The following is a 23,017-nucleotide window of genomic DNA, read 5'->3' as shown; positions in this document are numbered from 1 at the left end:
TCCAAAGACCCGTGGACGCGACTGTGCGTCCCCGGGCAAGCATCCCCTGGCGCTTCGATTATCGGACAAATCGGAAGATTCTCTAAAGCGGCCCTAAGGATAGTTAATGATTTGCAAATGCGTCGCGGTAACCCGCGAGCACGCCGTCGACCATCGCCTGCTGGGAGAAATGCGCCGAGATTCGCTCGCGCAGGGAGGTCGCGCGTTGCGCGGTTCCTTGCGGATTGTCGAGCGCGGCCGCGATCGCTTCGGCCATGGCTTCGGCGTTGCTCGCCGCGAACAGGGCCGGGCTCTCGGATCCGAAGATCTCGGGAATGCCGCCGACACGCGCCGCGATCATGGGGATGCCGGCTGCGCCCGCCTCGATCACGACATAGGGCATGGAATCGCCGCGCGAGGGAACGACCAGCAGCCGTCCCTTGGAAAAACCATAACGCGCCTTGACGTGGCCGATAAAGCGGATCGCGTCCGTCAGGCCGAGCCGCTCGACCTGGGCCTTCAACGCCGCCGTCTCCTCGCCGTCGCCGCCGAGCGTCAGCGTGACTTTCTTGCCGCCTTCATGCAGCCGGGCCACCGCATCGATCAGCAGGTCGGCGCCCTTGATGTGCCGGAACTCGCCGACATAGGCGAGATCGGTGGCGTCGTCCGTGATGGCGACGGGCTCGAACTCCTCCGGCGTCACGCCGTTGAAGACGCAATGCACCACGCCCTTGGGCGTGCCGACGATGCGCTGATAGGTGTCGCGGGCAAAGGCACTCTCGAACAGGAACAGGTCCGTCGCTTCCATCAGCGTACGTTCGAGCCGCGCGTAGAACTCGCCCTTCAGGGTGTTGAGGGGATAGTGCAGCGAGCCGCCGTGCGGGGTGTAGATGCGGATGGTATCGTCCGCGCGTCGCCGCATGCGCACGAAGGCGCCGGCCTTGGCGCCGTGGCCATGCATGATGTCGGGCTTGAGTGCGGCGATCAGGCGGCGCATCCGCAGCCACACCAGAAAGTCCTCCGGCGAGGGCTCGCGGCGGATCGCCAGCCGATGCACGCCGAGCTTCAGCCGCGGCGCGAGTTCGGCCAGCGCTTTGTCCGCGCGGTCGCCGCCGGTGAGGCTGTCGGCCAGAATCCCGACATGATGGCCACGATCGACCTGACCGTTGGCGAGGTCGAGGATGTGCCGGAAAATGCCACCGACGGGCGCGCGCACGGCGTGCAGGATGCGAAGCGGCTGGTCGGGAGAGGGGGGCATGATCACAACCAGCGCTCGACGGCGAATGCCGAACAATGTTCTCGAAATATCGAGAGGGATTAAGGACCCTCGTGGTTAACAAACGGTGACGAGCGCGCGTGCGCTGCCCGCGGGACGGTGCGATTAACCCAGCGGCAACCTTAATGGAGTGTAATCGGCCCCATTGAGGTACACGAGTGGCGTTGCCCTGCGGGAGTGTTCGATGCGTTTAGCGTTCTGGCGTGCCGGCAAGGACAGGGCCGTCATCGAGCGGGCCGTTTCGAAGGCCAAGCACGAAGCCAAGCCTGAGACTAAGCCTGAGACCAAGCCCAGGGTTGAAGCCAGGCCCGCACCGGTCGTTGCGCAGCCCGCGCCAGCCGAATCTGGTGACATCGATCTGCACGCGCTTGGCGGCGCGCTCGCGCGCAAGCGCGGCTGGATCATCGTGCCGACGGTGCTGGCACTCGTCGCATCCGTCGCCATCGTCAATCTCATCACGCCGCGCTTCAAGTCCGAATCGCGCATCCTGATCGATGGTCGCGAGAACGTCTTCCTGCGGCCGAGCAGCGACCGCAGCACCGAGGAGCGGCAGGCACTCGACCCCGAGGCCGTCACCAGCCAGGTGCAACTCGTGCTGTCGCGCGACCTCGCACGCGAGATCATCAAGAAGAACAAGCTGGCCGAGCGCCCCGAATTCGATCCGGTGCTGCAGGGCATTTCGCCGCTGAAGTCGCTGGCGGCGCTGATCGGCATTGGCCGCGATCCGTTCTCCATGACACCGGAGGAGCGGGTGCTCGACGCTTATTACGAGCGCCTCCAGGCCTACGCCGTCGACAAGTCGCGCGTGATCGTGGTCGAATTCCAGTCCGCCGATCCGGATCTCGCCGCACGCGTCGCAAATTCGATCGCTGACGGCTATCTCGTGCTGCAGCAGAATGCCCGCCAGGATCAGGCCCGCAACGCCAGCGAGTGGCTTTCAGTCGAGATCGAGAAGCTGCGCAAGAAGGTCTCCGACGCTGAAGCCAAGGTCGAGGACTTCCGTTCCAAATCGTCCCTTTTCGTCGGCACCAACAACACCACGCTGTCGAACCAGCAGATGGGCGAGATCAACACCCAGCTTAACAATGCGCGCGCGCTGAAGGCCGATGCCGAATCCAAGGCCCGGCTGATCCGCGAGATGATCCAGAGCGGCAAGCCGATTGAATCATCGGAAGTCTTGAACTCCGAATCAGTGCGCAACCCATCCCAACAGCGCGTGGCGTTGCGGGCCCAATTGGCCGAGCAATCGTCGACGCTGCTCGGCAACCATCCGCGTATCAAGGAATTAAAGGCGCAGCTCGCCGACCTCGACACTCAGATCCGGGACGAAGCTGCGAAGATTGCCCGCGCGCTCGAAAACGATGCGCGTGCCGCCGGCGGACGGGTCACCGAACTGACGGCGAGCCTCGAGCAGCTCAAGAAGCAGGCGGCTGCAACCAACGGCCAGGATGTCCAGCTGCGTGCACTCGAGCGCGAAGCGAAGGCGCAGCGCGATCTGCTCGAGACGTATCTCGGGAAGTATCGCGAGGCGAGTGCGCGCGAGTCCATCGACACCGCGCCCGCGGAAGGCCGCATCATCTCGCGCGCCATCGTCTCGAACACACCGGCCTATCCGAAGAAGCTGCCGATCGTGCTGATCGCGACGCTGGCAACGTTGTTGCTCTCGTCCGGCCTCGTCGTCACCGGTGAGCTGTTGCGCCAGACCGCGCCGCGTGCCATGGCCACGCTCGCGCCGGCATTGGTTCGTCAAGAGCCGGTTGTCGATCAGGTCGAGATCGAGCCGGCGCCGCTCCAGCCATCGATGACGGCCAATGCCGATGTCAGCGAGTTCGCCGAGATCGGGCAGCTGGCCGAAAGCCTGATTGCCGCAGGAGCGGGGGCGAAGAAGGTCACCGTGCTCGGCACCGCATCGGGCGATGCCATCATGCTGTCGACGCTGACGCTCGCCCGCCATCTGGCGCGCGACGCGCGTGTCGTCGTGGTCGATCTTGCCGCATCCTCACCGACGATTGCCGCGGTGTCCGTCGATCCGACGGCGCCCGGTCTTGCCGAGTTGATGCAGGGGCAGGCCTCGTTCGCCCAAATCATCACGCGCGACAAGCTCTCGCGGCTGCACCTGGTCATGGCCGGTCGGCCCGGTTTCGATCGCAGCCTGCTTCAGTCACCGCGTGTGACGCTGGCGATCGATGCCTTGCTTCGCGCCTACGACCACGTGCTCGTGGACGCCGGCAGTGCCGAAGACTTGCCTGCAGAGCTGCTGACGGCGAATGCCTGCGCCGTCGTGGTGCCGGATCCGTCGATGGAGGCGGATGCACGCGTGCTGATGTGCGAGCAGCTCAAGGCCGTCGGCTTCAGCGAGGTGACAATGCTGAGCCGGCCGGTGCAGCCGTCCGATGCCGGCGAGACGCCGCCGCGCGTGGTGGCGGCTTGACGTTTCTTACCCTCCCCTTGTGGGAGAGGGGGGCTCGCCGCGGTAGCGGCGAGACGGGTGAGGGGTTCTCTCCGCGAGTCCCATTCGCCATTGGTGCGTGCGGAGAGATACCCCACATCCGGCGCTTCGCGCCACCTTCTCCCACAAGGGGAGAAGGAAAGGGCAGCAGGTCGATAGAGTCTAAGAAGGCTTGAGCCTGCTAACCGAACGCCTGCCGTAGCCGTCGTGCCAGGTCGAACAGCATCTGGTTCTGCTTGACCAGGCGCTTGCCGTGGTTGAGCGAAGACATTGCCATGGCTGCGAGCTTGCCGCGCGAGGTCAGGGGCACGAAGCTGTCAAAAATGTCCTCGTCGTCCTTGCAGAACATGCGCTTGTACTCGTCCGTGCCGATGCCGAGGTCGAGCGAGCGATAGCCGCGCTCGGCGTAGCGGTCGATGATGTAGCGCATCAGGATCAGGCCCGGGCTGTAGCGCGCGTGCTCCGACATCGTGTAGGTGTTGAACATCGTCGAGAAGCGCTGGCCGTCGGCGACGCCGGCGAAGATCGCGATCACCTCGTCGTCGCATTCGAGCGCGTGGATGTCGATGACACGGCCTTCGCCGCGCGGCGCGAGGCAGGCGCTGCGGATGAACTGTTCGACGCCCGGCTCGGCGAAGACGTTCGGCAGCTTCTGCTCCGCCATCCGGACCGGCTTGACGCGAAAGAACCAGTCGAGCAGGCGCGTGACGTCCGCGTCCGTCGTGGCAAGGTGGTAGCGATAGCCGGCGAGCGTCTGGAGTTTCTTTTCCTTGCTCTTCAGCCGGCGGCGGAAGGAGTTGCTGATGCGGGATGCGGGCGCGCCGCCCGGCTCCATCGCCAGCAGCGGGCAGCCATTGATCGCGCTTTGCTGCGGCAGCAGTGCGAACGGGTTCTGCTGGTCGTGCCAGCGCTTCGGCTGCTGTGTCAGCGCGAGCACGTCGACCTGATCGTGCAAGGGCGTGAACAGCGCGTCGAGATCGGCGGTCACTGCCTGTGCAGCGAACTCGGCGTTCCACAGCCCCATGTTGAAGGTCGTGTGCTTGCCGCCCATGAAGCAGGCCGTGCGCACACCGTGGGCCTGGCGCAGCGCGAGCGGAAGCAGCACGAGCGGTGCCTGTTCGGCGTCGCGAGCGATCACGACGAAGGGGCGGGCGCCTTCGCGTTCCCCGACCCATCGTGCCCATGAGCCCAAAAGATCGAACCGCTGATAGGGCGTGAAGAGATGACCGGGCTCCTCGAGGGCGCGCCAGACCGCCTCGATCTCTGCGATATCGCTGATGAGGTCGACATGCGCGATACGGCTCGCTTTCGACCGCGCTGGCGATTCTGCCGTCCGGCTTTGCATCGCCGCAGCCATGGTCATTCGCGAAACCTGTCGAGAAAACGAAAAATACGTATTTCGGCCCGTGGCCGACCTTTGCAAATAAATGTCAACAAAGGGTAATGACTATAGCTGAGGGAACAGGCCGCCGGCGAACGCGAAGGTGGGATATTGGCATCCGACGACAGATGGCTGGGGCGGTTGCGGCTCGAACTGGCCTGGTTCACGGGGCAGCCCTTGCTGCGCAGCCGTGGCGCAGGCGCAATCCTGCGTTTCGAACGTGTGCGACCGCGGCGGAGCGGCGCGTTCCAGCCGCTGCGCCGGAACGAGATCACGCCGCAATTTCTCGATCGCACCATTCGCGCGTTGAAGCGCTGGAATTATGATTTTCTCGGCATGGACGAGGTCTGCCGGCGCGCGGTGACGCTGCCGGAGAAGCGGCGTTTCGTGGCGCTCACCTTCGACGGTGTGCCGAAGGACTTCATCAGCTTTGCCTATCCGGTGTTGGCGCGCCACGCCGTGCCGTTCACGCTCTATGTTCCCACCGCCTTTCCCGATGGCGTCGGCGAGGCGTGGTGGCTCGGGCTCGAGCAGGTGATCGCGCGCGAGAGCCGCATCAATCTGATGATGGGTGACAAGGAGCAGCGCTTCACCGTCACGGATCGTGCCGGCAAGCAGGCGCTGTTTTCGCATCTCGAGAATTGGTTGCGCTCGCTGGCGCCGGCGGATTTATCAGCCGCGATCGCCGATCTCTGCACGCGCCACCGGATCGATCTCGCTGCACTCTCGCGCGAGGCGTCGATGGATTGGGAGGATCTGGCCAAGTTGGCTGCCGATCCGCATGTCACGATCGGCAGTGCGACCGTGAACTATCCCGTTCTTGCCAACATGAAGGACGCTGCCGCGTTGCGTGAGATGACGATGGGCAAGGCGGTGGCCGAAGCGTCGTTCCGCCGCGAGATCCGGCATCTGGCGTTTCCGTTCGGCGACCGCGCCTCGTTCCGGCGCAGTCACGTCGTGATGGCGGAGGAGGCCGGCTTTGCCAGCGCGGTATCGACCATCCCCGGCATTGTGGACGCAGAAGGGCGCACCAATCTGCGCGCACTGCCGCGGATTTCCTGGGACGGACGGGTGCGCTCGTTGCGCATGATGCGCGCGCTGGTGTCCGGCGTTGCGTTTGCGCCGGTGAAACCGACGGGCAGCGTTACGAGCTAGTCTTGGCGCGGTCCGGCCGCTGCATCCAGCTCACGATCGGCATGGCCGGCAGCACCCAGCCCATGCCGACCACCACGTAGTAGATCGCCTGACGCCAGCCGGACTCGGCGATCCACGGCATCTGCGCCGCGGCCATGCCGAGCAGGGCCCAGACCGTGGCCAGCACCAGGAGCAGGATGGCGCCGAGGAACTTGCGGGTACGGATCGTCATGGCGGAGACTTGCGGCTTTCGCGTAACTTGCGCTGCGGGAGCGGGGGACTATAAGGGGCACGCAGTCCGGTTCAAGCTTTGGTTTTAACCCCTGAAATGACGACGATTTCCGCCCCGCCCAACCCGCATCGCGCCGTGCGCTGGTGGCTGGTCTCCGTGGCCGCCCTGATCGCGCTGATGGTGCTGGTCGGCGGCGCGACGCGGCTGACGGAATCCGGTCTCTCGATCGTCGAGTGGAAGCCCGTCACCGGCAGCGTTCCGCCGCTGTCGGAGGCGCAATGGACCGACGCCTTCGAGGCCTACAAGAAGATCCCGCAATATCGCGAACTCAATGCCGGGATGTCGCTGTCCGAGTTCAAGCAGATCTTCTGGTGGGAATGGAGCCACCGGCTGCTCGGCCGCTTCATCGGCGTCGCCTATCTGCTGCCGTTCCTGTTCTTCCTGTGGCGCGGCGGTCTGCCCGGCGAGTTGAAGCGGCGGCTGTGGCTGCTGTTCGCGCTGGGCGGTCTCCAGGGCGCCGTCGGCTGGTGGATGGTGGCGTCAGGGCTGTCCGAGCGGGTCGAGGTGTCGCAATATCGGCTGGCGACGCATCTGGTGCTGGCGCTGCTGATCTTTGCCGGCATCGTCTGGACGGTGCGGCGGCTCGCCGATCGGCCGCAGATTGCTGTTTCCATGCGGCTGCGGTTTACGAGCGCGGTACTGGTGATCGTGACCTTCATCCAGATCTATTTCGGTGCGCTGGTCGCCGGCCTGCGCGCCGGACGCGCCTACAACACCTGGCCGCAGATCGACGGCGCCTTCATTCCGTCTGGGGAACGGCTGTGGTTCGAGACGCCCTGGTGGCGCAACATGTTCGACAATGTGCTGACGGTGCAGTTCGAGCACCGCATGACGGCTTACCTGTTGTTCACGCTGGCGGCGCTGCATGCGTTTGACGCGGTGCGTTCCCGCGCGGGCTCGGCGGCGAGCGGTGCGCTCTGGCTGTTCGCGGCCGTGAGCGTGCAGGCGGTGCTCGGCATCCTCACGCTGCTCAACCAGGTGCCGATCGATCTCGCGCTCTCGCATCAGGCGGTCGCGATCGTGGTGCTCACGCTTGCGGTGATGCAGGCGGAACGGCTCGCTTCGAAGCAATCGGCCGAGGTGCAGTCGCGCGTCATTCCGGTCGGTCAGCCCGGCTGATTGCCATCAGCCCGGCTGATGATCAGCAATAACCGTAGATGCCGCACGAATAGGGCAGGCGCCAAAAATAATCGACCTGCTTCCCGCCGTAATAGGCGCCCTGATAGTCGTAGTCCCAGGGGCGGCCGTAGTAGCCCGGCAGTGTATGCGAGCCCGGCAGCAACGGCGTGCCCGGCAGGTTGCGGATGTAGCTGCCGATGCCGTAGGCCGGCGATATCAGTGCATCCGGATCGGTCTCGACATAGACCTTTGGCGGCTCCTGCGGCGGAGCGACGGCCCGCCGCTTCGGATTGGCAGGCAGGTCGGCGGCAACAGCGGCTGAAACCGTCAGCATCACTGCCAGGGCAGGCACCATCCAGCGCAGCATTGTCGGCTCCGAATCAACAGGGCGATCCAAAGACGATCTATGCGACAGATATGGTTAATGACTGTTAACCGCCGACCATTCAGGGGCGCGCTTTCACGCACTCCCTGATCAGGCAGGGAACGTCCTGACGGGGGTGACGACCGCGTCGAATTGAATGCTCACCCTGTTCTTCAGAACGTGCTGGATGACCTCTGTTTCCGACTTGTCGAAAAACTCATCCCAGTTCGCGGCTTGACCGAACTCTCTGGCGAAATCGATCTCGGCGAATTTTCCGAGGAAGAGGGCCGTGACGTCGGAGTCATTGTTCTTCGCGAACACATGCTTCTGTCCCGACTTCTTCATGTACAGGCCGATCATGCGGAGCGCCTTGTAGACCAGCGTGCTGTCGTGAAACAGCACGATGGCGTCGCTCTTCACCAGTGGAAGCGTCCACAGGAAGTCCCTGAAGCAGGCGATGTCGGTGTGCTCGCCGTCGATGAAGGCGATATCGAAGCTGTGTTCCGCCCCCTGGACCGAATCGACCGAGCCGTCGAACGTCGTCAGCTTGGACGTCGGAACGCCACGAGACACCAGATTGTCGATCATGGTCTGGTGCGTGATACCGGAATAGTCGTATTTGGCGCCCCTCTCGTCCGGCTGTTGCCGCCCGCGTTCATCAATTGAAAGCACCGCCTTGCAGGTGGGATCCAGCAGAAACGGGGTCAGGCTGCCGCCGAGATAGGAGCCGATCTCGACGTAAGAAAACGACCCCAAAACTCTCTTGGCGAGAGCGATGGTCTGCAACAAGAACCTTTTATCGTGAGCGCTTGTTTGCGAGGGAATTGGGAAAAGCGTTCCGATGTCCGGCACGGCGATATTCATGGCCATCCTTGTGCAGTCGCGATCATGACGCTCGGTGAGTCCGAGGCGCGTTGAACGACGATAGCGGCGGAAGCTGGCGCGGAGCCTTCGCCAAGGCCAGCGCCAGATCCCGGTGCGGATGGATGGTTTGGAGCTGGCTACGCCAGCGCCTGCTCCAGGTCTGCGATCAGATCTTCCTTGTCCTCGATGCCGATCGAGAGCCGGACCACGTCCGGGCCGGCGCCGGACTTGACCTTGGCGGCGTCGTCGAGCTGGCTGTGCGTGGTCGAGGCCGGGTGGATGACCAGCGAGCGGGTGTCGCCGACATTGGCCAGATGCGAGAACAGCTGCAGCTTCGACACCAGGCTGACGCCGGCGTCGTAGCCGCCCTTCAGGCTGAAGGTGAACACGGCGCCTGCGCCCTTCGGCGCATATTTGCGCGCGAGCTGGTTGTACTTGTCGCTGGCAAGACCGGCATAGTTCACAGAGGACACCGCCGGGTGGCCGGCGAGGAATTCGGCGACCGCCTTGGCGTTGTCGCAGTGCTTCTGCATGCGCAGCGGCAGCGTCTCGATGCCGGTGAGGATCATGAAGGCATTGAACGGCGACAGCGCAGGCCCGAGGTCGCGCAGGCCCAGAACGCGGCAGGCGATGGCGAAGGCGAAATTGCCAAACGTCTCCTGGAGACGGATGCCGTGATATTCCGGCCGCGGCTCCGACAGCATCGGATATTTGCCGCCGGTCGACCAATCGAACGTGCCGGCATCGACGATGATGCCGCCGAGCGAATTGCCGTGGCCGCCCAGAAACTTCGTCAGTGAGTGCACGACGATGTCGGCGCCGTGGTCGATCGGGCGGATCAGGTAGGGCGAAGCCAGTGTGTTGTCGACGATCAAGGGCACGCCGGCCTTGCGCGCCACCGTCGAGATCGCTTCGATATCGGTGATGCTGCCGGCGGGATTGGCGATGGACTCGATGAAGATCGCCTTCGTGCGCGGCGTCACCGCGCGCTCGAAGCTGGCGATGTCATCGGGATCGGCCCACACCACGTTCCAGCCAAAACTCTTGAACGCATGCGCGAACTGGTTGATCGAGCCGCCATAGAGTTTTCGCGCGGCGATGAATTCGTCGCCGGGCTGGAGCAATTGCTGCAGCACCACGACCTGTGCGGCATGCCCCGAGGCCACGGCAAGCGCGGCAGTGCCGCCCTCGAGCGCGGCCACGCGCTCTTCCAGTACCGCGTTGGTGGGATTTCCGATGCGGGTATAGATGTTGCCGAATGCCTGCAGGCCGAACAGCGAGGCGGCGTGGTCGGCATCGTTGAAGACGAACGACGTCGTCTGATAGATCGGAGTCGCGCGCGCACCGGTGGTCGGATCGGGCTGTGCACCGGCATGCACGGCGAGGGTCGAAAATCCCGGAAGGCGATCGCTCATTGGGGCGTCCTGTTCTTGTGGTCTGAAATCGCGCGGCATGCTGATCGGCGTCGCGGCTGCCGTCAAGCTGCCGCTTCACACGACGGCGCTACGCATTGTCACGTTCGTGCAATGGAAATGTATTGCGTCAGCTTTGTTCGGTCTTGTTCTTCGCGGCGCGATCGGAGGCTGCGGTGTCGCCACCGCCGACACTCATCCGATTGAGGGATAGACGCATGCCCTGCGTCGGCGCCGGCGGGCGTTTGGAGCTGAGCGTGCGCGAATTGACGCCCATCCAGGAAATCTCGGACGACAGCCGGCCATATTCGATCTTGGGGCAGCGGTTCATCACGACCTTGATGCCCGCGGCCTCGGCCTTTTCCGCCGCTGCATCGTCACGCGCGCCAAGCTGCATCCAGATCACTTTCGGCAGCGGATCGAGCGTGAGGGCTTCGTCGACGACGGGCATGATGTGGCTGGAATTGCGGAAGATGTCGATCATGTCGATGGGACGTCCGATGTCGCGGAGCGAGGCGACGAAGGGCTTTCCTAGCAGCTCCTTGCCGACATGACCGGGATTGACCGGGATCATGTCGTAGCCACGCTGCGCCAGATATTTGAACGCGAAATAGCTCGGCCGCACATTGACCGGCGAGGCGCCGACCATCGCGATCGACTTCACGCTGTTGAGGATGCTGCGGATGTAATTGTCGGGATAGGCGTCGTGGTTCATCTGGCGTCTTTTCTTGTTGTCACTCATCCCGCCATGACGGCGTGCGCTTCTCGATGAAGGCGCCGATGCCTTCCTCGGCGTCGCGGGCCATCATGTTCTCGGTCATCACCTCTGCCGCATAGCGATAGGCATCCGCAAGGCTCATCTCGGCCTGGCGGTAGAACGCCTCCTTGCCGAGCTTGACGGTGTAGGCCGACTTCAGCGCGACCTGTTGCGCCAGCGCGATCGCGGCGTCACGCTCGGTACCGGCTGCGACCACGCGATTGACGAGGCCGATCTCGCGGGCCCGCACAGCCGGGACCGGCTCGCCGGTGAGCAGCATCTCCATTGCCTGCTTGCGCGGCACGTTGCGCGACAACGCCACCATCGGCGTCGAGCAGAACAGGCCGATGTCGATGCCGGGGGTGGCGAAGCTCGCCGCGTCCGAGGCGATCGCAAGGTCGCAGCTCGCCACGAGCTGGCAGCCGGCCGCGGTCGCGATGCCCTGGACGGAAGCGACCACCGGCTTCGGCAGGTGCACGATCGCCTGCATCACCGCGCTGCAGGCATTCATGGTCTCGGCGAAGAAGGCGCGGCCGCGATCGGGGTCGGTGCGGCGCGTGGTCAGCTCCTTCAGGTCGTGACCGGCCGAGAAGGCGGGACCGTTGGCCGCGAGCACGACGCCGCGGATGGACTTGTCGTTGCGGATGTCATCGAGCGCGGAATGCAGGCTTGCGATCATCGCGCGCGACAGGCTGTTGCGCGCGGCCGGCCGGTTGAGGGTCAGCACCGCGATGGGGCCGACCATTTCGCGCAGCAGAATTGGCGGTTGCGGGGAGGGGGCGCGGGCGGCCTGGGTGGACATCAAGGCGTTTCCGGTTGGATTATTGCAATTGGATGATGCAGATAACCTAATGTAACAGGTCACGTGAAGCGAGGGTGGGGAACAGAATGGCGTTAGCGAAAATGAGCGTGGCGGAGGTCGAGCAGTTTCTCCGTGCCGAGTTTCCCCAAGCGTTCGGCGGCGACGACATCACGATCGAGAGCGCGGACGGCCAGACCTGCCTTTTGCGCCAGAGCTACAGCGAGCGGATGCTGCGGCCGGGTGGAACCGTGTCCGGCCCCACGCTGATGGCTCTGGCTGATTTCGCCATGTACGTGGTGCTGCTGTCGGCGATCGGACCGATCGGGCTCGCGGTGACCACCAATCTGAACATTAACTTCCTGCGCAAGGGGCAGCCGGGACAGGACGTGCTGGCGGAGGCTCGGCTGCTTAAGCTTGGCAAGCGCCTCGCGGTCGGGGAGGTCAAGCTCCTCTCGGGGACGTCGCCCGATCCGATCGCCCATGTCACATCGACCTATTCCATTCCAAACGTTTGAGCTTTTTGCGGGTAATATAACACCATATTTTTAAATAACTGATTTTATTGATGTAATTTACGCTGACGGGCATTGACCGTTGCATGTCTCTTCTCTAGAAACCCGCCCAGTCCGGTGCGGTGTTCGCGCCGCTATTCCCCGTCCACGGAAACTCTGACATGAAAACCTTTTCGGCAAAGCCGGCCGAGGTGACGAAGAAGTGGGTGCTGATCGACGCCAAGGGTCTGGTCGTCGGCCGTCTCGCCACCATCGTTGCCATGCGTCTGCGCGGCAAGCACCTCCCGACCTACACCCCGCACGTTGATTGCGGCGACAACGTCATCATCATCAACGCCCAGCATGCTGTCCTCACCGGCCGCAAGCGCGAGCAGAAGACCTACTACAAGCACACCGGCTATGTCGGCCACGTCAAGGAGCGCACCGCGCGCCAGATCCTTGAAGGCAAGCATCCCGAGCGCGTGCTCGAGAAGGCCGTCGAGCGCATGATCCCCCGTGGTCCGCTCGGCCGCGTCCAGATGGGCAACCTCCGCGTCTATGGCGGCGCTGATCATCCGCACGAGGCCCAGACGCCTGAGAAGATCGACATCGCCAAGTTGAACCGCAAGAACACGAGGGCCGCATAATCATGGCCGAATCCATTCAGTCGCTCGACCAGCTCTCGCAGCTCAAGACCGCGGCGGCGCCCGATGCGCCCAAGCACGAGAAGAAGGTCGACAAGTTCAACCGCGCCTATGCCACCGGCAAGCGCAAGGACGCCGTCGCCCGCGTCTGGATCAAGCCGGGCGCCGGCAAGGTCACGGTCAACTCGCGCGAGGTCGAGGTCTATTTCGCTCGTCCCGTGCTGCGCATGATGATCGAGCAGCCGTTCTCCGTGGCCGCGCGTTCCGGCCAGTACGACGTCGTCTGCACCGTCGCCGGCGGCGGTCTGTCCGGTCAGGCCGGTGCCGTTCGTCACGGCATCTCCAAGGCGCTCACCTATTTCGAGCCCGAGCTGCGCAGCGTGCTCAAGAAGGGCGGCTTCCTCACCCGCGACTCGCGTGTGGTCGAGCGTAAGAAGTACGGCAAGGCCAAGGCCCGCCGGTCCTTCCAGTTCTCGAAGCGTTAATCGCTTCGGTCACATTCGCTGCGAAAGCGGCTTCAATGATAGGCAAAAGGGCGCTGATTTCAGCGCCCTTTTTGTTGTTCGTTTGTACGCAAATTGAAGACGACTTTCCCGAAAACTTGGGCCCCGATGAAAACCTGATTGGAACTCGCGGGACATAGCGTCGCATCTGGAAGGGCGCGCAAATCGGATGTGCCGATCGCGTAACTGCTATGTTCAAGAGGGGGCCGACATGATGTCGCTCGATAGCATCACGCTCTATTTGGTCGCCACGATGGTCGCCGCACTGCTCGGCGCCATGATGGTGTTTTTCGGCAGACAGGAGAACAGCCCCGCGCTGAAATGGTGGGGCACCGCCTATCTGCTCGGCGCGGCCTCCGTCGCGCTGTGGACTGCGACCGGCGACAAGCTCGGCCCGCACCTTTATCTCGCACTCAATGCGGTGGGCTTCGTCGCTTGCGGCATGGTGTGGAATGCGGCGCGCGTCTTCCACGGCCGCAAGCCGAACTGGCCCGGTCTCGTGCTCGGCGCGCTCGCCTGGATCGCGACGGTGACGCTGCTCGATCCCGCGGCGTCGATGCTGCGCATGATCATCGGCGCCGGTATCGTCTCCGTCTATGCGGCGCTGACCGCGAGCGAGCTCTGGGTCGAGCGGCGCAAGAGCCTGCAACGGCGCTGGCCGGCTTTCGTCGTGCCGGTGATGCACGGCTGCGTGCTGATGCTGCCCATCCTGCTCGGCAGCTTCCTGCGTCCGAACGATGCCGGCTTCTCCCACAGCGTCTGGGTCACCGTGTTCGCGGTCGAGCTCGTGCTCTATGCCGTCGGCACCGTGTTCGTGATCTTCATGCTGGTGTCCGAGCGCACGGTGACTGCGCACCGCACCGCTGCGTCGACCGATCCGTTGACCGGCATGCTCAACCGCCGTGGCTTCTCGGAAGCCTGCGCGCGCATGATCGAGCGCGAGGCCAAGGGGGGCCGGCCCGTCACCGTGATGATCTTCGACATCGACCACTTCAAGTCGATCAACGACCGCTTCGGCCATCCTGCCGGTGACGAGATGCTGAAGCTGTTCTCGACCGTGGTCGTCAACAATCTCCGCATCTCGGACCTGTCGGGCCGTATCGGCGGCGAGGAGTTCGCAGCGCTGCTGCCTTGCGCGCTGGAGGAGGGTGTGCTGGTCGCCGAGCGCGTGCGCGAAGCATTCGAGACGTCCGGCATCGCGGTCGATGAAGGCCCGGTCGACACCACCGTCAGCATCGGCGTGGCCGGCGGCCCCGCCGGCACCGAGCTCGAGGTGCTGCTGGCCTCGGCCGACACCGCGCTCTACCAGGCCAAGCGCGGCGGCCGTAACCGCGTCGAGGCTGCGGAGGAGCTGCCGTTGTCGCTGGAGAACTGGCGCCGCCAGAGCGCCGCGCGGGTCGGTGCACCCAAGACACAGGCGGCGACGGCCTGAGGCGAAAGGGTCGCGCGGTAATCCCCTGTTTACCATTCGGTTCCTACCATTGCAGGTATGGAATCGATCCGTCGACAGAACCCGCAAGCTGCCCTGATGTCGCTCGAAGCTGCTGCGGCGTCGGCTCGCGGCGGCTTCGCCTGCCTGTTCTCGACCGCGGACGAATACGAGACCGCGCTGATCGCCGAGCGCCGTGCCCAGGGGCGCTACACGCAGGACCGCGGCTATTGGCCGGTCGCGTTGTTCATCGGTTGTACGCTGATCGTCCTCGGCACCGCGCTGCTGTTCGCCTGAGAGCGCCGCATTTTCGACCGGGCAGGGCGCCGTTTCGGCGCCTTTTTCTTTGGCCCCGGCTGCGGTAGACACGGCCGCCAAACAAAAAGGGTGGAAACCGATGATCACCGAGATCGCGCAAATCGACGTCAAGCCGGGCAGCGAGAAGGATTTTGAGGCCGCTGTCGCCAAGGCCAAGGCCGCCTTCGGCCGCTCCAAGGGCTTTCACGGGTTCGAGCTGCACAAATCGATCGAGAAGCCGCAGCGCTACCGCTTGATGGTGAAATGGGCGACGCTGGAGAACCACACGGTGGATTTCCGCGGCTCCGAGAATTTCACGGAATGGCGCGGGCTGGTCGGTCAGTACTTTGCCTCGCCCCCGGAGGTCGAGCACACCGAGACCGTGCTGACGACCTGAGCTTGCTCTACGCCGCCTCTGCAAGAGGCGGCGCCTCATACGTCTTGAAATGGTCGATCATGACCTTGGCGATGGCGACGAGTGGCAGCGCCAGCGCCAGGCCCCAGATTCCGAAGACGACGCCGAGCAGGATCTGGAACGCAAACAGCGTGGCCGGCGGGATGTCCAGCGCCTGCCGCTGCAGGATCGGCGTCAGCACGTAGCTTTCCATCGCGTGGACGCCGAGGAACAGGATCAGCGCGGACAGCGCCGGAATCCAGCCCGAGGCGAGGCTCGCCAGCACCACGACGACACCGGCGATGATGGCGCCGACGGTCGGGATGAACGCAAGCAGGCCGGCCTGGATTCCCAGGATGAACGAGCCGGGGATGCCGATGATGGCAAGCCCGATCCAGGTCACCACGCCAACCGCGATCATCACGATGATCTGCGCGATCAGCCAGCGCTCCAGCGTCTCGCCGATGCGGTCGACGATGAGCGTCGCGCGGATGCGATGTCTGGCCGGGACGAGAAACAGCAGCCCGTCGTGATAGACGCCGGGCTGCGCGGCGAAGGCCAATCCCAGGAACAGCACGATGAAGATGTTGCCGACGGCGCTGATCGCACCGAACAGCAGCTTGAAGGTCTGGCTGACGATCGCCCCGCCGCTGGAGGCAAGTGCGCCCGCGCCCGGCAATGGGCCGTGTGAGGTCTGGTTCGCGGCAGGCGCCGGCGCCGTGTCACCAGAGGACGAGGCGGCGGAGCCGGCATTGCCGAGATCGAAGACGCTGGTGTCGATGCCGTGGTTCTCCAGGAACGACCTGACATGCGATATCTGCGACTTGATGGTGTTGCTGAGCACCGAGGCCTGCTCGGCGATGGTTGCGCCGCCGAGATAGGCGACGCCTGCGAGCAATGCCGCCAGCACGATGCAGACGATCGCGAGCCGCGCCGCATGCGGCAGCTGAACGCGGCGACCGAGCGCATTGGTCAGCGCGTTGAGGCCGACGCCGAGCAGCATGCCGGTGAAGATCAGGAGCAGGGTGGCGGCAAAGTACCAGGTGAAGACCAGCATCGCCGTGAACAGCACGACCCCGATGCCGCCGACTGTGATCGCCCAGGCGAGATCGGAGCGGGTTTCGGGTTGGTCATCTCTGGAGACGGTCACTTCTTGTCCTTTCCGGAGTGGCCAATTCGGCGTGGCCAAGACTTCGGCGTAGCTGCGACGCACTCTTTGGTGAAATCCGGCCGGGGATCAAGCCGGGCCCATGCGCCGGATTGAAGCGCCCTCGGACCCCGGGCCAACGCCTTGGGTCCGCCGGGGTGCCCCGAAAGGGCGCATTTGCGCGAAAAATTGCATTGCCGTCCCGCGAACCCTTCTGTTGAATTTGTTCCATCCGAGGGGCATGTTTGGAGAATCTTTTTCGCGGGAGGTCGGAACGGGAGATGAGAAAGCCGGTCGTCGGTGTGATCGGGAACGCCCATCGCGTCGAAAATCGATTTCAGGTCCAGATGGTCGGTGAGCGCAATTTGCGCGCCGTGGCCGAGGTCTCCGGCGGCTTGCCGGTGATGTTCGCGGGGTCGCCCGACATCACCGATATCGCCGCACTGCTCGACGCCGTCGACGGCATCGTGCTCACCGGGGCCCGCGCCAACGTGCACCCGACCCGCTTCAACGTCGATCCCTGCGAGAAGCACGAGCCCTACGACATCCATCGCGACGAGGTCGCGCTGGCGCTCTCGATCGCCTGCGTCGCCCGCGGCATTCCGTTGTTCGGCATCTGTCGCGGCTTGCAGGAGATGAACGTCGCCTTCGGCGGTTCGCTGCACCCCGAGATCCGCGAGATTCCCGGCCGCATGAACCACCGCATGCCCCGGCTCGAGAATGGCGAGATCCATCCCGATCCGACCGTCGTGTTCGCCGACCGTCACGACGTCGACCTCACGCCGGGCGGTGCGTTCGCAAAGCTGCTCGGCTGCGAGAAGATCCGGGTCAATTCGCTGCACGGGCAGGGCATCCTCGATCCCGGCAAGCGGGTGCTGATCGAAGGCATCGCCGAGGACGGCACCATCGAGGCGATCCGCATCGCGGAAGCGCCGACCTTCGCGCTCGGTGTGCAGTGGCACGCCGAATACGACCCGCAACGCAATCCCATCAACCGCAAGCTGTTCGAGGCGTTTGGCGAGGCGATGGTGGCGAAGCAGAAGGCGGCGGCGTAGGCCGATCTTTTGGCCGCAGGCACCGCGAACGCAGCAGAGTCAGACACTCTGCCGCGTGCTATTTTGTTGAATTGAATTTTTCAAACTGGAATTGCGCACGATGATTTGTCGATCGATCGTTGCTGTCTCGATCCTGCTCGCATTCCCCGCCATCGCTCAAACCGCCGCGCCGACCGAGGGCCCGGTCACCTGTGCATCGCCGATCGCGCCGGACGACACAGCCAAGAGCCTCATGCAACGCTACGGCAAGGAGGCGGTGATGCAGGATCTGTCGGGCGCGGAAGGTGAGACTTACAAGGGGCTGGTGTTGTTTCCGAAGGCAAAGGACCAGCGGCTCGAAGTCGCCTTCGCGGAAGACAAATCGAAGCGCGTTTCCGGCCTGATGCTGCACGACACCGCCAGGACGAGCAAATGGAACGTCAGTGGCATCACGATCGGATCGAGTCTTTCCGACGTGCAGAAGGTCAACGGCAGGCCGTTCCTGGTGGCCGGCTTCGAGTGGGATTACGGTGGCTTCGTCACTGACTGGAAGGGTGGCGCACTCGGCCGTCCGATGCAGGGTGGCTGCACGGTGACGGTGCGTTTCGACAGGAATGCGGCCGCGCCCAAGTCGCTGCTCGGCGACGGCGTGAAGGTCCTCTCCGACAACGCGACGCTGTTGAAGTGGGCGCCGGTGGTGACGGAGATCGGGGTGAATTTTCCGGACAAGTGAATCCGACGTCGCGTGCGATTGCGGTTGGTCGTCACATTGCGAAATCTCCGACGGAGTAAACCAATCAGCAAGAATTGGTAGGCGCCGATTTTTTCGATTCCGATTCGTTCTTTGAGAACGAAGTGGAGTCAGATGCAGAACGAAAGTTTTCAGCCGTCGTAGGATGGGTAGAGCGTAGCGAAACCCATCGTGCTTGCGTGTTGTGACGTGATGGGTTTCGCAATGGCTCTACCCATCCTACGCGCCAAAACAAGAAAGGCGCCCCGAGGGGCGCCTTTCTGTCGTGATCTTTCGAGCCGCTTAGCCCGAATAGTACATGTCGAACTCGACCGGGTGCGGGGTCATTTCGAAGCGGGCGACTTCGGTCATCTTCAGCTCGATGTAAGCGTCGATGAAGTCGTCGTCGAACACGCCGCCGGCCTTGAGGAAGCCGCGGTCCTTGTCGAGGTTTTCCAGCGCCTCGCGGAGCGAACCGCACACGGTCGGGATCTGCTTCAGCTCTTCCTTCGGCAGGTCGTAGAGGTCCTTGTCCATCGCCGGACCCGGATCGATCTTGTTCTTGATGCCGTCGAGGCCGGCCATCAGCATCGCGGCGAAGCCGAGATAGGGATTGGCGAGCGGATCGGGGAAACGCACCTCGACGCGCTTGGCCTTCGGCGAAGCGGTGTAGGGGATGCGGCAGGAGGCCGAGCGGTTGCGCGCGGAGTAGGCGAGCAGCACGGGCGCCTCATAGCCCGGGACCAGACGCTTGTAGGAGTTGGTCGACGGGTTGGTGAAGGCGTTGATCGCCTTGGCGTGCTTGATGATGCCACCGATGTAGTGGAGGCAGGTCTCCGACAGGTCGGCGTACTTGTTGCCGGCGAACACCGGCTTGCCGTCCTTCCAGATCGACTGGTGCACGTGCATGCCCGAGCCGTTGTCGCCATAGACCGGCTTCGGCATGAAGGTGGCGGTCTTGCCGTAGATGTGGGCGACCTGGTGGATGCAGTACTTGTAGATCTGCATGTGGTCGGCCATCAGCGTCAGCGTGTCGAACTTCATGCCGAGTTCGTGCTGGGCGGAAGCGACTTCGTGGTGATGCTTCTCGACCTTCACGCCCATCTTGGCCATGGCGCCGAGCATTTCGGAGCGCATGTCCTGCACCGAGTCCTGCGGCGGGACGGGGAAGTAGCCGCCCTTGGTGCGGATGCGGTGGCCGAGATTGCCGCCTTCATATTCGGTGTCGGAGTTGGTCGGCAGCTCCGAGGAGTCGACGCGGAAGCCGGTGTTGTAGGGGCCCGACGAGAAGCGGACGTCGTCGAACACGAAGAACTCGGCTTCGGGGCCGACGAACACGCTGTCGCCCACGCCCATCGACTTCACCATGGCCTCGGCCTTCTTGGCGATGCCGCGGGGGTCGCGGTTGTAGGGCTCGCCGGTGGTCGGCTCGAGCACGTCGCAGGTGATGACCATGGTGGTTTCGGCGAAGAACGGATCGATCGTCGCGGTCACCGGATCGGGCATCAGGCACATATCGGACTCGTTGATCGCCTTCCAACCGGCGATCGAGGAGCCGTCGAACATCGTTCCTTCGGCGAAAATGTCCTCATCGATCATGCTGACGTCGAACGTCACGTGCTGCCACTTGCCGCGCGGATCGGTGAAGCGCAGGTCGACGTACTTGACGTCGTTGTCCTTGATCGATTTCAGGACGTCTTTGGCGGTCTTCATGCATACCCCTTTTGGCTCTGCGGGTCGGTTTCCAGATGAGCAGATTCGTTCTCGCTTTCGGCGAGTTGGCGCAACCGCACAAACGAAATCAGGCCGCCGAAGCAGCCTTTTTTCTTTCAGAGTGTCGCAAAATTCGGGATAGCACCCGGCTCAGATAGCGTCCAGCCCGGATTCGCCGGTTCGGATGCGGATCGCCTCTTCGATATTGGAGACGAAGATCTTGCCGTCGCCGATGCGCCCGGTTTGCGCGGCACGGCGGATCGCGTCGATCGCGCGCTCGACCAGGTCGTCGCCGATCACGATCTCGATCTTCACCTTGGGCAGGAAGTCGACGATGTATTCTGCGCCGCGGTAGAGTTCGGCGTGGCCCTTCTGCCGGCCAAAGCCCTTGGCCTCGGTCACGGTGATGCCCTGGAGGCCGACTTCCTGAAGCGCTTCCTTCACCTCGTCGAGCTTGAACGGCTTGATGATGGCTTCGATTTTCTTCACTGCGCGCCTCCCGGCCTTTCGATCAATTAGCAACGTCTTCGTCAGGATGCGCTTTTCTTAACGCACGATCTTGTCTTCGCTATGCCGGGACCTGACCAGCCCGGCAACAACGGCCGGCCACACCCAGATAATGCCAGTGAGCACGACGAGCCGAAGCGACTTCCTCGAAAGCAGGGTCTATGCCAAGTTGCAAATGCCCTGATTATTGGAGCGTTATCAGCCTTTTAACGAGCATCTCTGATAGGTGGAGCCGACCGGCTCAAAATACCGCAGACTACGAAATAGGCAAACGGTTCAATATCTGTGCAGATCGTTGTTCCGTTGCCCGGATCGGCATGAAACGTGCCTGTTGAAAAGGCGTTTAGACCAGGGAAGTGGCATGGAAGTTCTAACCACCGCCGAAATGCAGCGCGCTGATCAACTCAGCATCACTGCCGGCACGCCCGGCTTCAAGCTGATGCTGAGTGCGGGCCAGACGGTCGCGGAGGCCGCCAACGCATTGGTGGAGGAGGGGCCAATCCTGATCGTTGCCGGCCCCGGCAACAACGGCGGTGACGGTTTTGTCGCAGCCGCGGAGCTCGCCGCGCAGGGGCGCGAGGTCTCCATCATCCTGATGTGCGAGCGCGATCAGCTGCAGGGCGACGCCGCCTCCGCCGCGCGCGGCTGGAAGCAGCCGGTGCTGCCGTTCAATCCGCAGGCGATCGGAAAGCCGGCGCTGATCATCGATGCGCTGTTCGGCGCGGGCCTCAGCCGTCCCGTCGAGGGCGAGGCACGCGCGATGATCGAGGCGATCAATGCCAATGGCGCGCCGGTGCTGGCGGTCGATCTGCCGAGCGGCATCAACGGCACCAGCGCGGCCGTGCTGGGCGTCGCGGTGAATGCCGCCGAGACCGTCACGTTCTTTCGCAAGAAGCCCGCGCATTTGCTGCTGCCGGGTCGCATGCATTGCGGCCGCGTGCGCGTCGCCGACATCGGCATCGACGCGCAGGTGCTCGACGAGATCGCGCCGCAGCTCTTCGAGAACGATCCGGATTTCTGGGGCGCCGCCTTTCCGGTACCGCGCATCGACGGCCATAAATACGCGCGTGGCCATGTGCTGGCGCTCTCCGGCGATGCGGCCGCGACCGGGGCTGCGCGGCTCGCCGCCCGCGGCGCCTTGCGGGCCGGCGCTGGCCTGGTGACGCTCGCGACCCCGCGCGATGCGCTCGCGATCAATGCAGCCGCACTGACCGCCGTGATGGTGCGTCCCGTCGACACCGTGGTCGAGTTCGGCGAGCTGCTCGCCGACAAACGCTACAATACCTGCATGATCGGTCCCGGCGCCGGCGTCGGTGCGCGCACCTGCGACATGGTGCACACCGCGATCTCGGCGCAGCGCCATGTCGTGCTCGATGCGGATGCGTTGACGAGCTTTGCCGCCAATCCCGAGCGGCTGTTTGAATCGATCAAGTCCGCGGCTGAGGCCGAGGTGGTGCTGACGCCGCATGAGGGCGAGTTTCCGCGGTTGTTCTCCGACCTCAGCAACAAGACTCCGGGTCGCTCGAAGCTCGAGCGGGTGCGCGCTGCCGCGGAACGCTCCGGCGCCGTCGTGCTCCTGAAGGGCCCCGACACCACGATCGCCGCCCCCGACGGCCGCGCCACCATCGCCGCCAACGCGCCGCCCTGGCTCGCCACCGCCGGCGCTGGCGACGTGCTCGCCGGCATCATTGCGGGTCTCCTGGCGCAGGGCGTGCCGGCGTTCGAGGCCGCCAGCATCGGCGTCTGGATGCATGGCGAGGCGGCAAGCGAAGCGGGGCCCGGACTGATCGCCGAAGACCTCACCGAGACGCTGCCGGCCGTGCATCGGCGGATCTACAGCGCGCTCGGGATCGAATACTGATGCTTCGGCCGCTCGCGCTCCCCGACATGGGCGCGGCGGCGCGGGTCCATCGGGCCGCGTTTGACCGGGCGATGCCGTGGCTCACCGGGCTGCATACGCCCGACGAGGATCACTGGTTCTATCGCGAGCGAATCCTTCCGACTTGCCGCGTGTGGGGACGCTTCGACGGCGATGAGCTGAGCGGGATCATCGCCTTCCGTGACGGCTGGATCGAGCAGCTCTACGTGCTTCCCGCTTTCCATGGACGCGGCATCGGCACGGAACTGCTCGACATCGCCAAGGGCGCCAGCGAGCGGCTCGAGCTCTGGACCTTCCAGCGCAACGCTCCGGCGCGCCGCTTCTATGAGGCGCGCGGGTTCAGGATGGTCGAGGCGACCGACGGGGCGCGTAACGAGGAGCGGGAGCCGGACGCCCGCTACGCCTGGCGGCGCGCCTAGC

General features: G+C 64.2%; 24 protein-coding genes. 13 read left to right on the top strand and 11 right to left on the bottom strand.

Annotation, left to right across the window (positions count from 1 at the left end):
• Nucleotides 1-103: 103 nt before the first annotated feature.
• Nucleotides 104-1,237, bottom strand: a complete 1,134-nt coding sequence (locus tag NLM31_RS25140) for a glycosyltransferase family 4 protein (RefSeq protein ID WP_254194014.1) — start codon at nucleotides 1,235-1,237, stop codon at nucleotides 104-106.
• A 202-nt stretch (nucleotides 1,238-1,439) separates the two neighbouring features.
• Between NLM31_RS25140 and NLM31_RS25135 the strand changes: the two genes are divergently transcribed.
• A complete protein-coding gene (locus NLM31_RS25135; protein WP_254194013.1) occupies nucleotides 1,440-3,686 on the top strand; it encodes an exopolysaccharide transport family protein in 2,247 nt (748 codons plus the stop codon).
• Nucleotides 3,687-3,885: 199 nt separating this feature from the next.
• Here the strand turns inward: NLM31_RS25135 and NLM31_RS25130 are convergent, their stop codons facing one another.
• Nucleotides 3,886-5,067 (bottom strand): GNAT family N-acetyltransferase, encoded by a 1,182-nt coding sequence (locus tag NLM31_RS25130; RefSeq protein ID WP_254194012.1) that lies wholly within the window; start codon nucleotides 5,065-5,067, stop codon nucleotides 3,886-3,888.
• A 129-nt stretch (nucleotides 5,068-5,196) separates the two neighbouring features.
• On the opposite strand from NLM31_RS25130, the gene NLM31_RS25125 reads away from it, so the two are divergent.
• Complete coding sequence (locus NLM31_RS25125; RefSeq protein WP_254194011.1) at nucleotides 5,197-6,240, top strand: polysaccharide deacetylase family protein; 1,044 nt, start codon at nucleotides 5,197-5,199, stop codon at nucleotides 6,238-6,240.
• Here the strand turns inward: NLM31_RS25125 and NLM31_RS25120 are convergent.
• On the bottom strand, nucleotides 6,230-6,451 hold the full coding sequence (locus NLM31_RS25120) for a DUF2842 domain-containing protein (protein ID WP_254131909.1): 222 nt from the start codon (nucleotides 6,449-6,451) through the stop codon (nucleotides 6,230-6,232). The two genes, NLM31_RS25125 and NLM31_RS25120, sit on opposite strands and share 11 nt — an antisense overlap.
• 96 nt (nucleotides 6,452-6,547) lie before the next feature.
• On the opposite strand from NLM31_RS25120, the gene NLM31_RS25115 reads away from it, so the two are divergent.
• Nucleotides 6,548-7,630, top strand: coding sequence for a COX15/CtaA family protein (locus NLM31_RS25115; RefSeq protein ID WP_254194010.1), 1,083 nt, complete (start codon nucleotides 6,548-6,550; stop codon nucleotides 7,628-7,630).
• Nucleotides 7,631-7,652: 22 nt separating this feature from the next.
• On the opposite strand, the gene NLM31_RS25110 is transcribed toward NLM31_RS25115, so the two are convergent.
• The 5 genes from NLM31_RS25110 to NLM31_RS25090 all read right to left on the bottom strand — a co-directional run bounded on the left by NLM31_RS25110 (nucleotide 7,653) and on the right by NLM31_RS25090 (nucleotide 11,829).
• Nucleotides 7,653-7,997: a hypothetical protein gene (locus NLM31_RS25110; protein ID WP_254194009.1), complete on the bottom strand. Its 345-nt coding sequence runs from the start codon at nucleotides 7,995-7,997 to the stop codon at nucleotides 7,653-7,655.
• A 108-nt stretch (nucleotides 7,998-8,105) separates the two neighbouring features.
• The gene (locus NLM31_RS25105) at nucleotides 8,106-8,858 is read right to left on the bottom strand and encodes a class I SAM-dependent methyltransferase (protein WP_254194008.1); all 753 of its coding nucleotides are present in this window, start codon (nucleotides 8,856-8,858) and stop codon (nucleotides 8,106-8,108) included.
• A gap of 137 nt (nucleotides 8,859-8,995) precedes the next feature.
• The gene (locus tag NLM31_RS25100) at nucleotides 8,996-10,273 is read right to left on the bottom strand and encodes an O-acetylhomoserine aminocarboxypropyltransferase (RefSeq protein WP_254131905.1); all 1,278 of its coding nucleotides are present in this window, start codon (nucleotides 10,271-10,273) and stop codon (nucleotides 8,996-8,998) included.
• Nucleotides 10,274-10,400: 127 nt separating this feature from the next.
• Nucleotides 10,401-10,985, bottom strand: coding sequence for a CoA-binding protein (locus NLM31_RS25095; RefSeq protein ID WP_254131904.1), 585 nt, complete (start codon nucleotides 10,983-10,985; stop codon nucleotides 10,401-10,403).
• Between the two features lie 19 nt (nucleotides 10,986-11,004).
• Complete coding sequence (locus tag NLM31_RS25090; protein ID WP_254194007.1) at nucleotides 11,005-11,829, bottom strand: enoyl-CoA hydratase; 825 nt, start codon at nucleotides 11,827-11,829, stop codon at nucleotides 11,005-11,007.
• Nucleotides 11,830-11,915: 86 nt separating this feature from the next.
• On the opposite strand from NLM31_RS25090, the gene NLM31_RS25085 reads away from it, so the two are divergent.
• The 6 genes from NLM31_RS25085 to NLM31_RS25060 all read left to right on the top strand — a co-directional run bounded on the left by NLM31_RS25085 (nucleotide 11,916) and on the right by NLM31_RS25060 (nucleotide 15,590).
• A complete protein-coding gene (locus NLM31_RS25085; RefSeq protein ID WP_254131902.1) occupies nucleotides 11,916-12,344 on the top strand; it encodes a PaaI family thioesterase in 429 nt (142 codons plus the stop codon).
• A gap of 158 nt (nucleotides 12,345-12,502) precedes the next feature.
• Entirely contained in the window at nucleotides 12,503-12,967 is a 465-nt protein-coding gene (gene rplM, locus NLM31_RS25080) for a 50S ribosomal protein L13 (RefSeq protein WP_008137961.1), read from the top strand.
• A gap of 2 nt (nucleotides 12,968-12,969) precedes the next feature.
• Nucleotides 12,970-13,449 (top strand): 30S ribosomal protein S9, encoded by a 480-nt coding sequence (gene rpsI, locus NLM31_RS25075; protein ID WP_254131901.1) that lies wholly within the window; start codon nucleotides 12,970-12,972, stop codon nucleotides 13,447-13,449.
• A 229-nt stretch (nucleotides 13,450-13,678) separates the two neighbouring features.
• A complete protein-coding gene (locus NLM31_RS25070; protein ID WP_254194006.1) occupies nucleotides 13,679-14,899 on the top strand; it encodes a GGDEF domain-containing protein in 1,221 nt (406 codons plus the stop codon).
• A gap of 57 nt (nucleotides 14,900-14,956) precedes the next feature.
• Complete coding sequence (locus tag NLM31_RS25065) at nucleotides 14,957-15,193, top strand: hypothetical protein (RefSeq protein WP_254131899.1); 237 nt, start codon at nucleotides 14,957-14,959, stop codon at nucleotides 15,191-15,193.
• A 100-nt stretch (nucleotides 15,194-15,293) separates the two neighbouring features.
• The gene (locus tag NLM31_RS25060; RefSeq protein ID WP_035673823.1) at nucleotides 15,294-15,590 is read left to right on the top strand and encodes an antibiotic biosynthesis monooxygenase; all 297 of its coding nucleotides are present in this window, start codon (nucleotides 15,294-15,296) and stop codon (nucleotides 15,588-15,590) included.
• Between the two features lie 7 nt (nucleotides 15,591-15,597).
• Here NLM31_RS25060 and NLM31_RS25055 read toward each other — a convergent pair whose 3' ends face one another.
• Complete coding sequence (locus tag NLM31_RS25055) at nucleotides 15,598-16,737, bottom strand: AI-2E family transporter (protein WP_254194005.1); 1,140 nt, start codon at nucleotides 16,735-16,737, stop codon at nucleotides 15,598-15,600.
• 278 nt (nucleotides 16,738-17,015) lie between these two features.
• On the opposite strand from NLM31_RS25055, the gene NLM31_RS25050 reads away from it, so the two are divergent.
• Together NLM31_RS25050 and NLM31_RS25045 are read left to right on the top strand one after the other, a co-directional pair.
• Nucleotides 17,016-17,789, top strand: a complete 774-nt coding sequence (locus NLM31_RS25050) for a gamma-glutamyl-gamma-aminobutyrate hydrolase family protein (RefSeq protein ID WP_254131897.1) — start codon at nucleotides 17,016-17,018, stop codon at nucleotides 17,787-17,789.
• A 100-nt stretch (nucleotides 17,790-17,889) separates the two neighbouring features.
• Complete coding sequence (locus tag NLM31_RS25045) at nucleotides 17,890-18,501, top strand: hypothetical protein (protein ID WP_254194004.1); 612 nt, start codon at nucleotides 17,890-17,892, stop codon at nucleotides 18,499-18,501.
• A gap of 300 nt (nucleotides 18,502-18,801) precedes the next feature.
• Here the strand turns inward: NLM31_RS25045 and glnA are convergent, their stop codons facing one another.
• Both glnA and NLM31_RS25035 read right to left on the bottom strand, forming a co-directional pair.
• The gene (gene glnA / locus NLM31_RS25040) at nucleotides 18,802-20,211 is read right to left on the bottom strand and encodes a type I glutamate--ammonia ligase (protein ID WP_092228756.1); all 1,410 of its coding nucleotides are present in this window, start codon (nucleotides 20,209-20,211) and stop codon (nucleotides 18,802-18,804) included.
• A 150-nt stretch (nucleotides 20,212-20,361) separates the two neighbouring features.
• The gene (locus NLM31_RS25035) at nucleotides 20,362-20,700 is read right to left on the bottom strand and encodes a P-II family nitrogen regulator (protein WP_007603495.1); all 339 of its coding nucleotides are present in this window, start codon (nucleotides 20,698-20,700) and stop codon (nucleotides 20,362-20,364) included.
• A 379-nt stretch (nucleotides 20,701-21,079) separates the two neighbouring features.
• Here NLM31_RS25035 and NLM31_RS25030 point away from each other — a divergent pair, with 379 nt between their 5' ends.
• Both NLM31_RS25030 and NLM31_RS25025 read left to right on the top strand, forming a co-directional pair.
• Nucleotides 21,080-22,579 (top strand): NAD(P)H-hydrate dehydratase, encoded by a 1,500-nt coding sequence (locus NLM31_RS25030; RefSeq protein WP_254194003.1) that lies wholly within the window; start codon nucleotides 21,080-21,082, stop codon nucleotides 22,577-22,579.
• On the top strand, nucleotides 22,579-23,016 hold the full coding sequence (locus tag NLM31_RS25025; RefSeq protein ID WP_254194002.1) for a GNAT family N-acetyltransferase: 438 nt from the start codon (nucleotides 22,579-22,581) through the stop codon (nucleotides 23,014-23,016). Before NLM31_RS25030 ends, NLM31_RS25025 begins: the two co-directional genes overlap by 1 nt.
• Nucleotide 23,017: the final 1 nt, after the last annotated feature.

The organism is Bradyrhizobium sp. CCGUVB4N, assembly GCF_024199945.1.
Lineage (GTDB): Bacteria > Pseudomonadota > Alphaproteobacteria > Rhizobiales > Xanthobacteraceae > Bradyrhizobium.
This window is presented reverse-complemented; position numbering and strand designations above follow the sequence as displayed.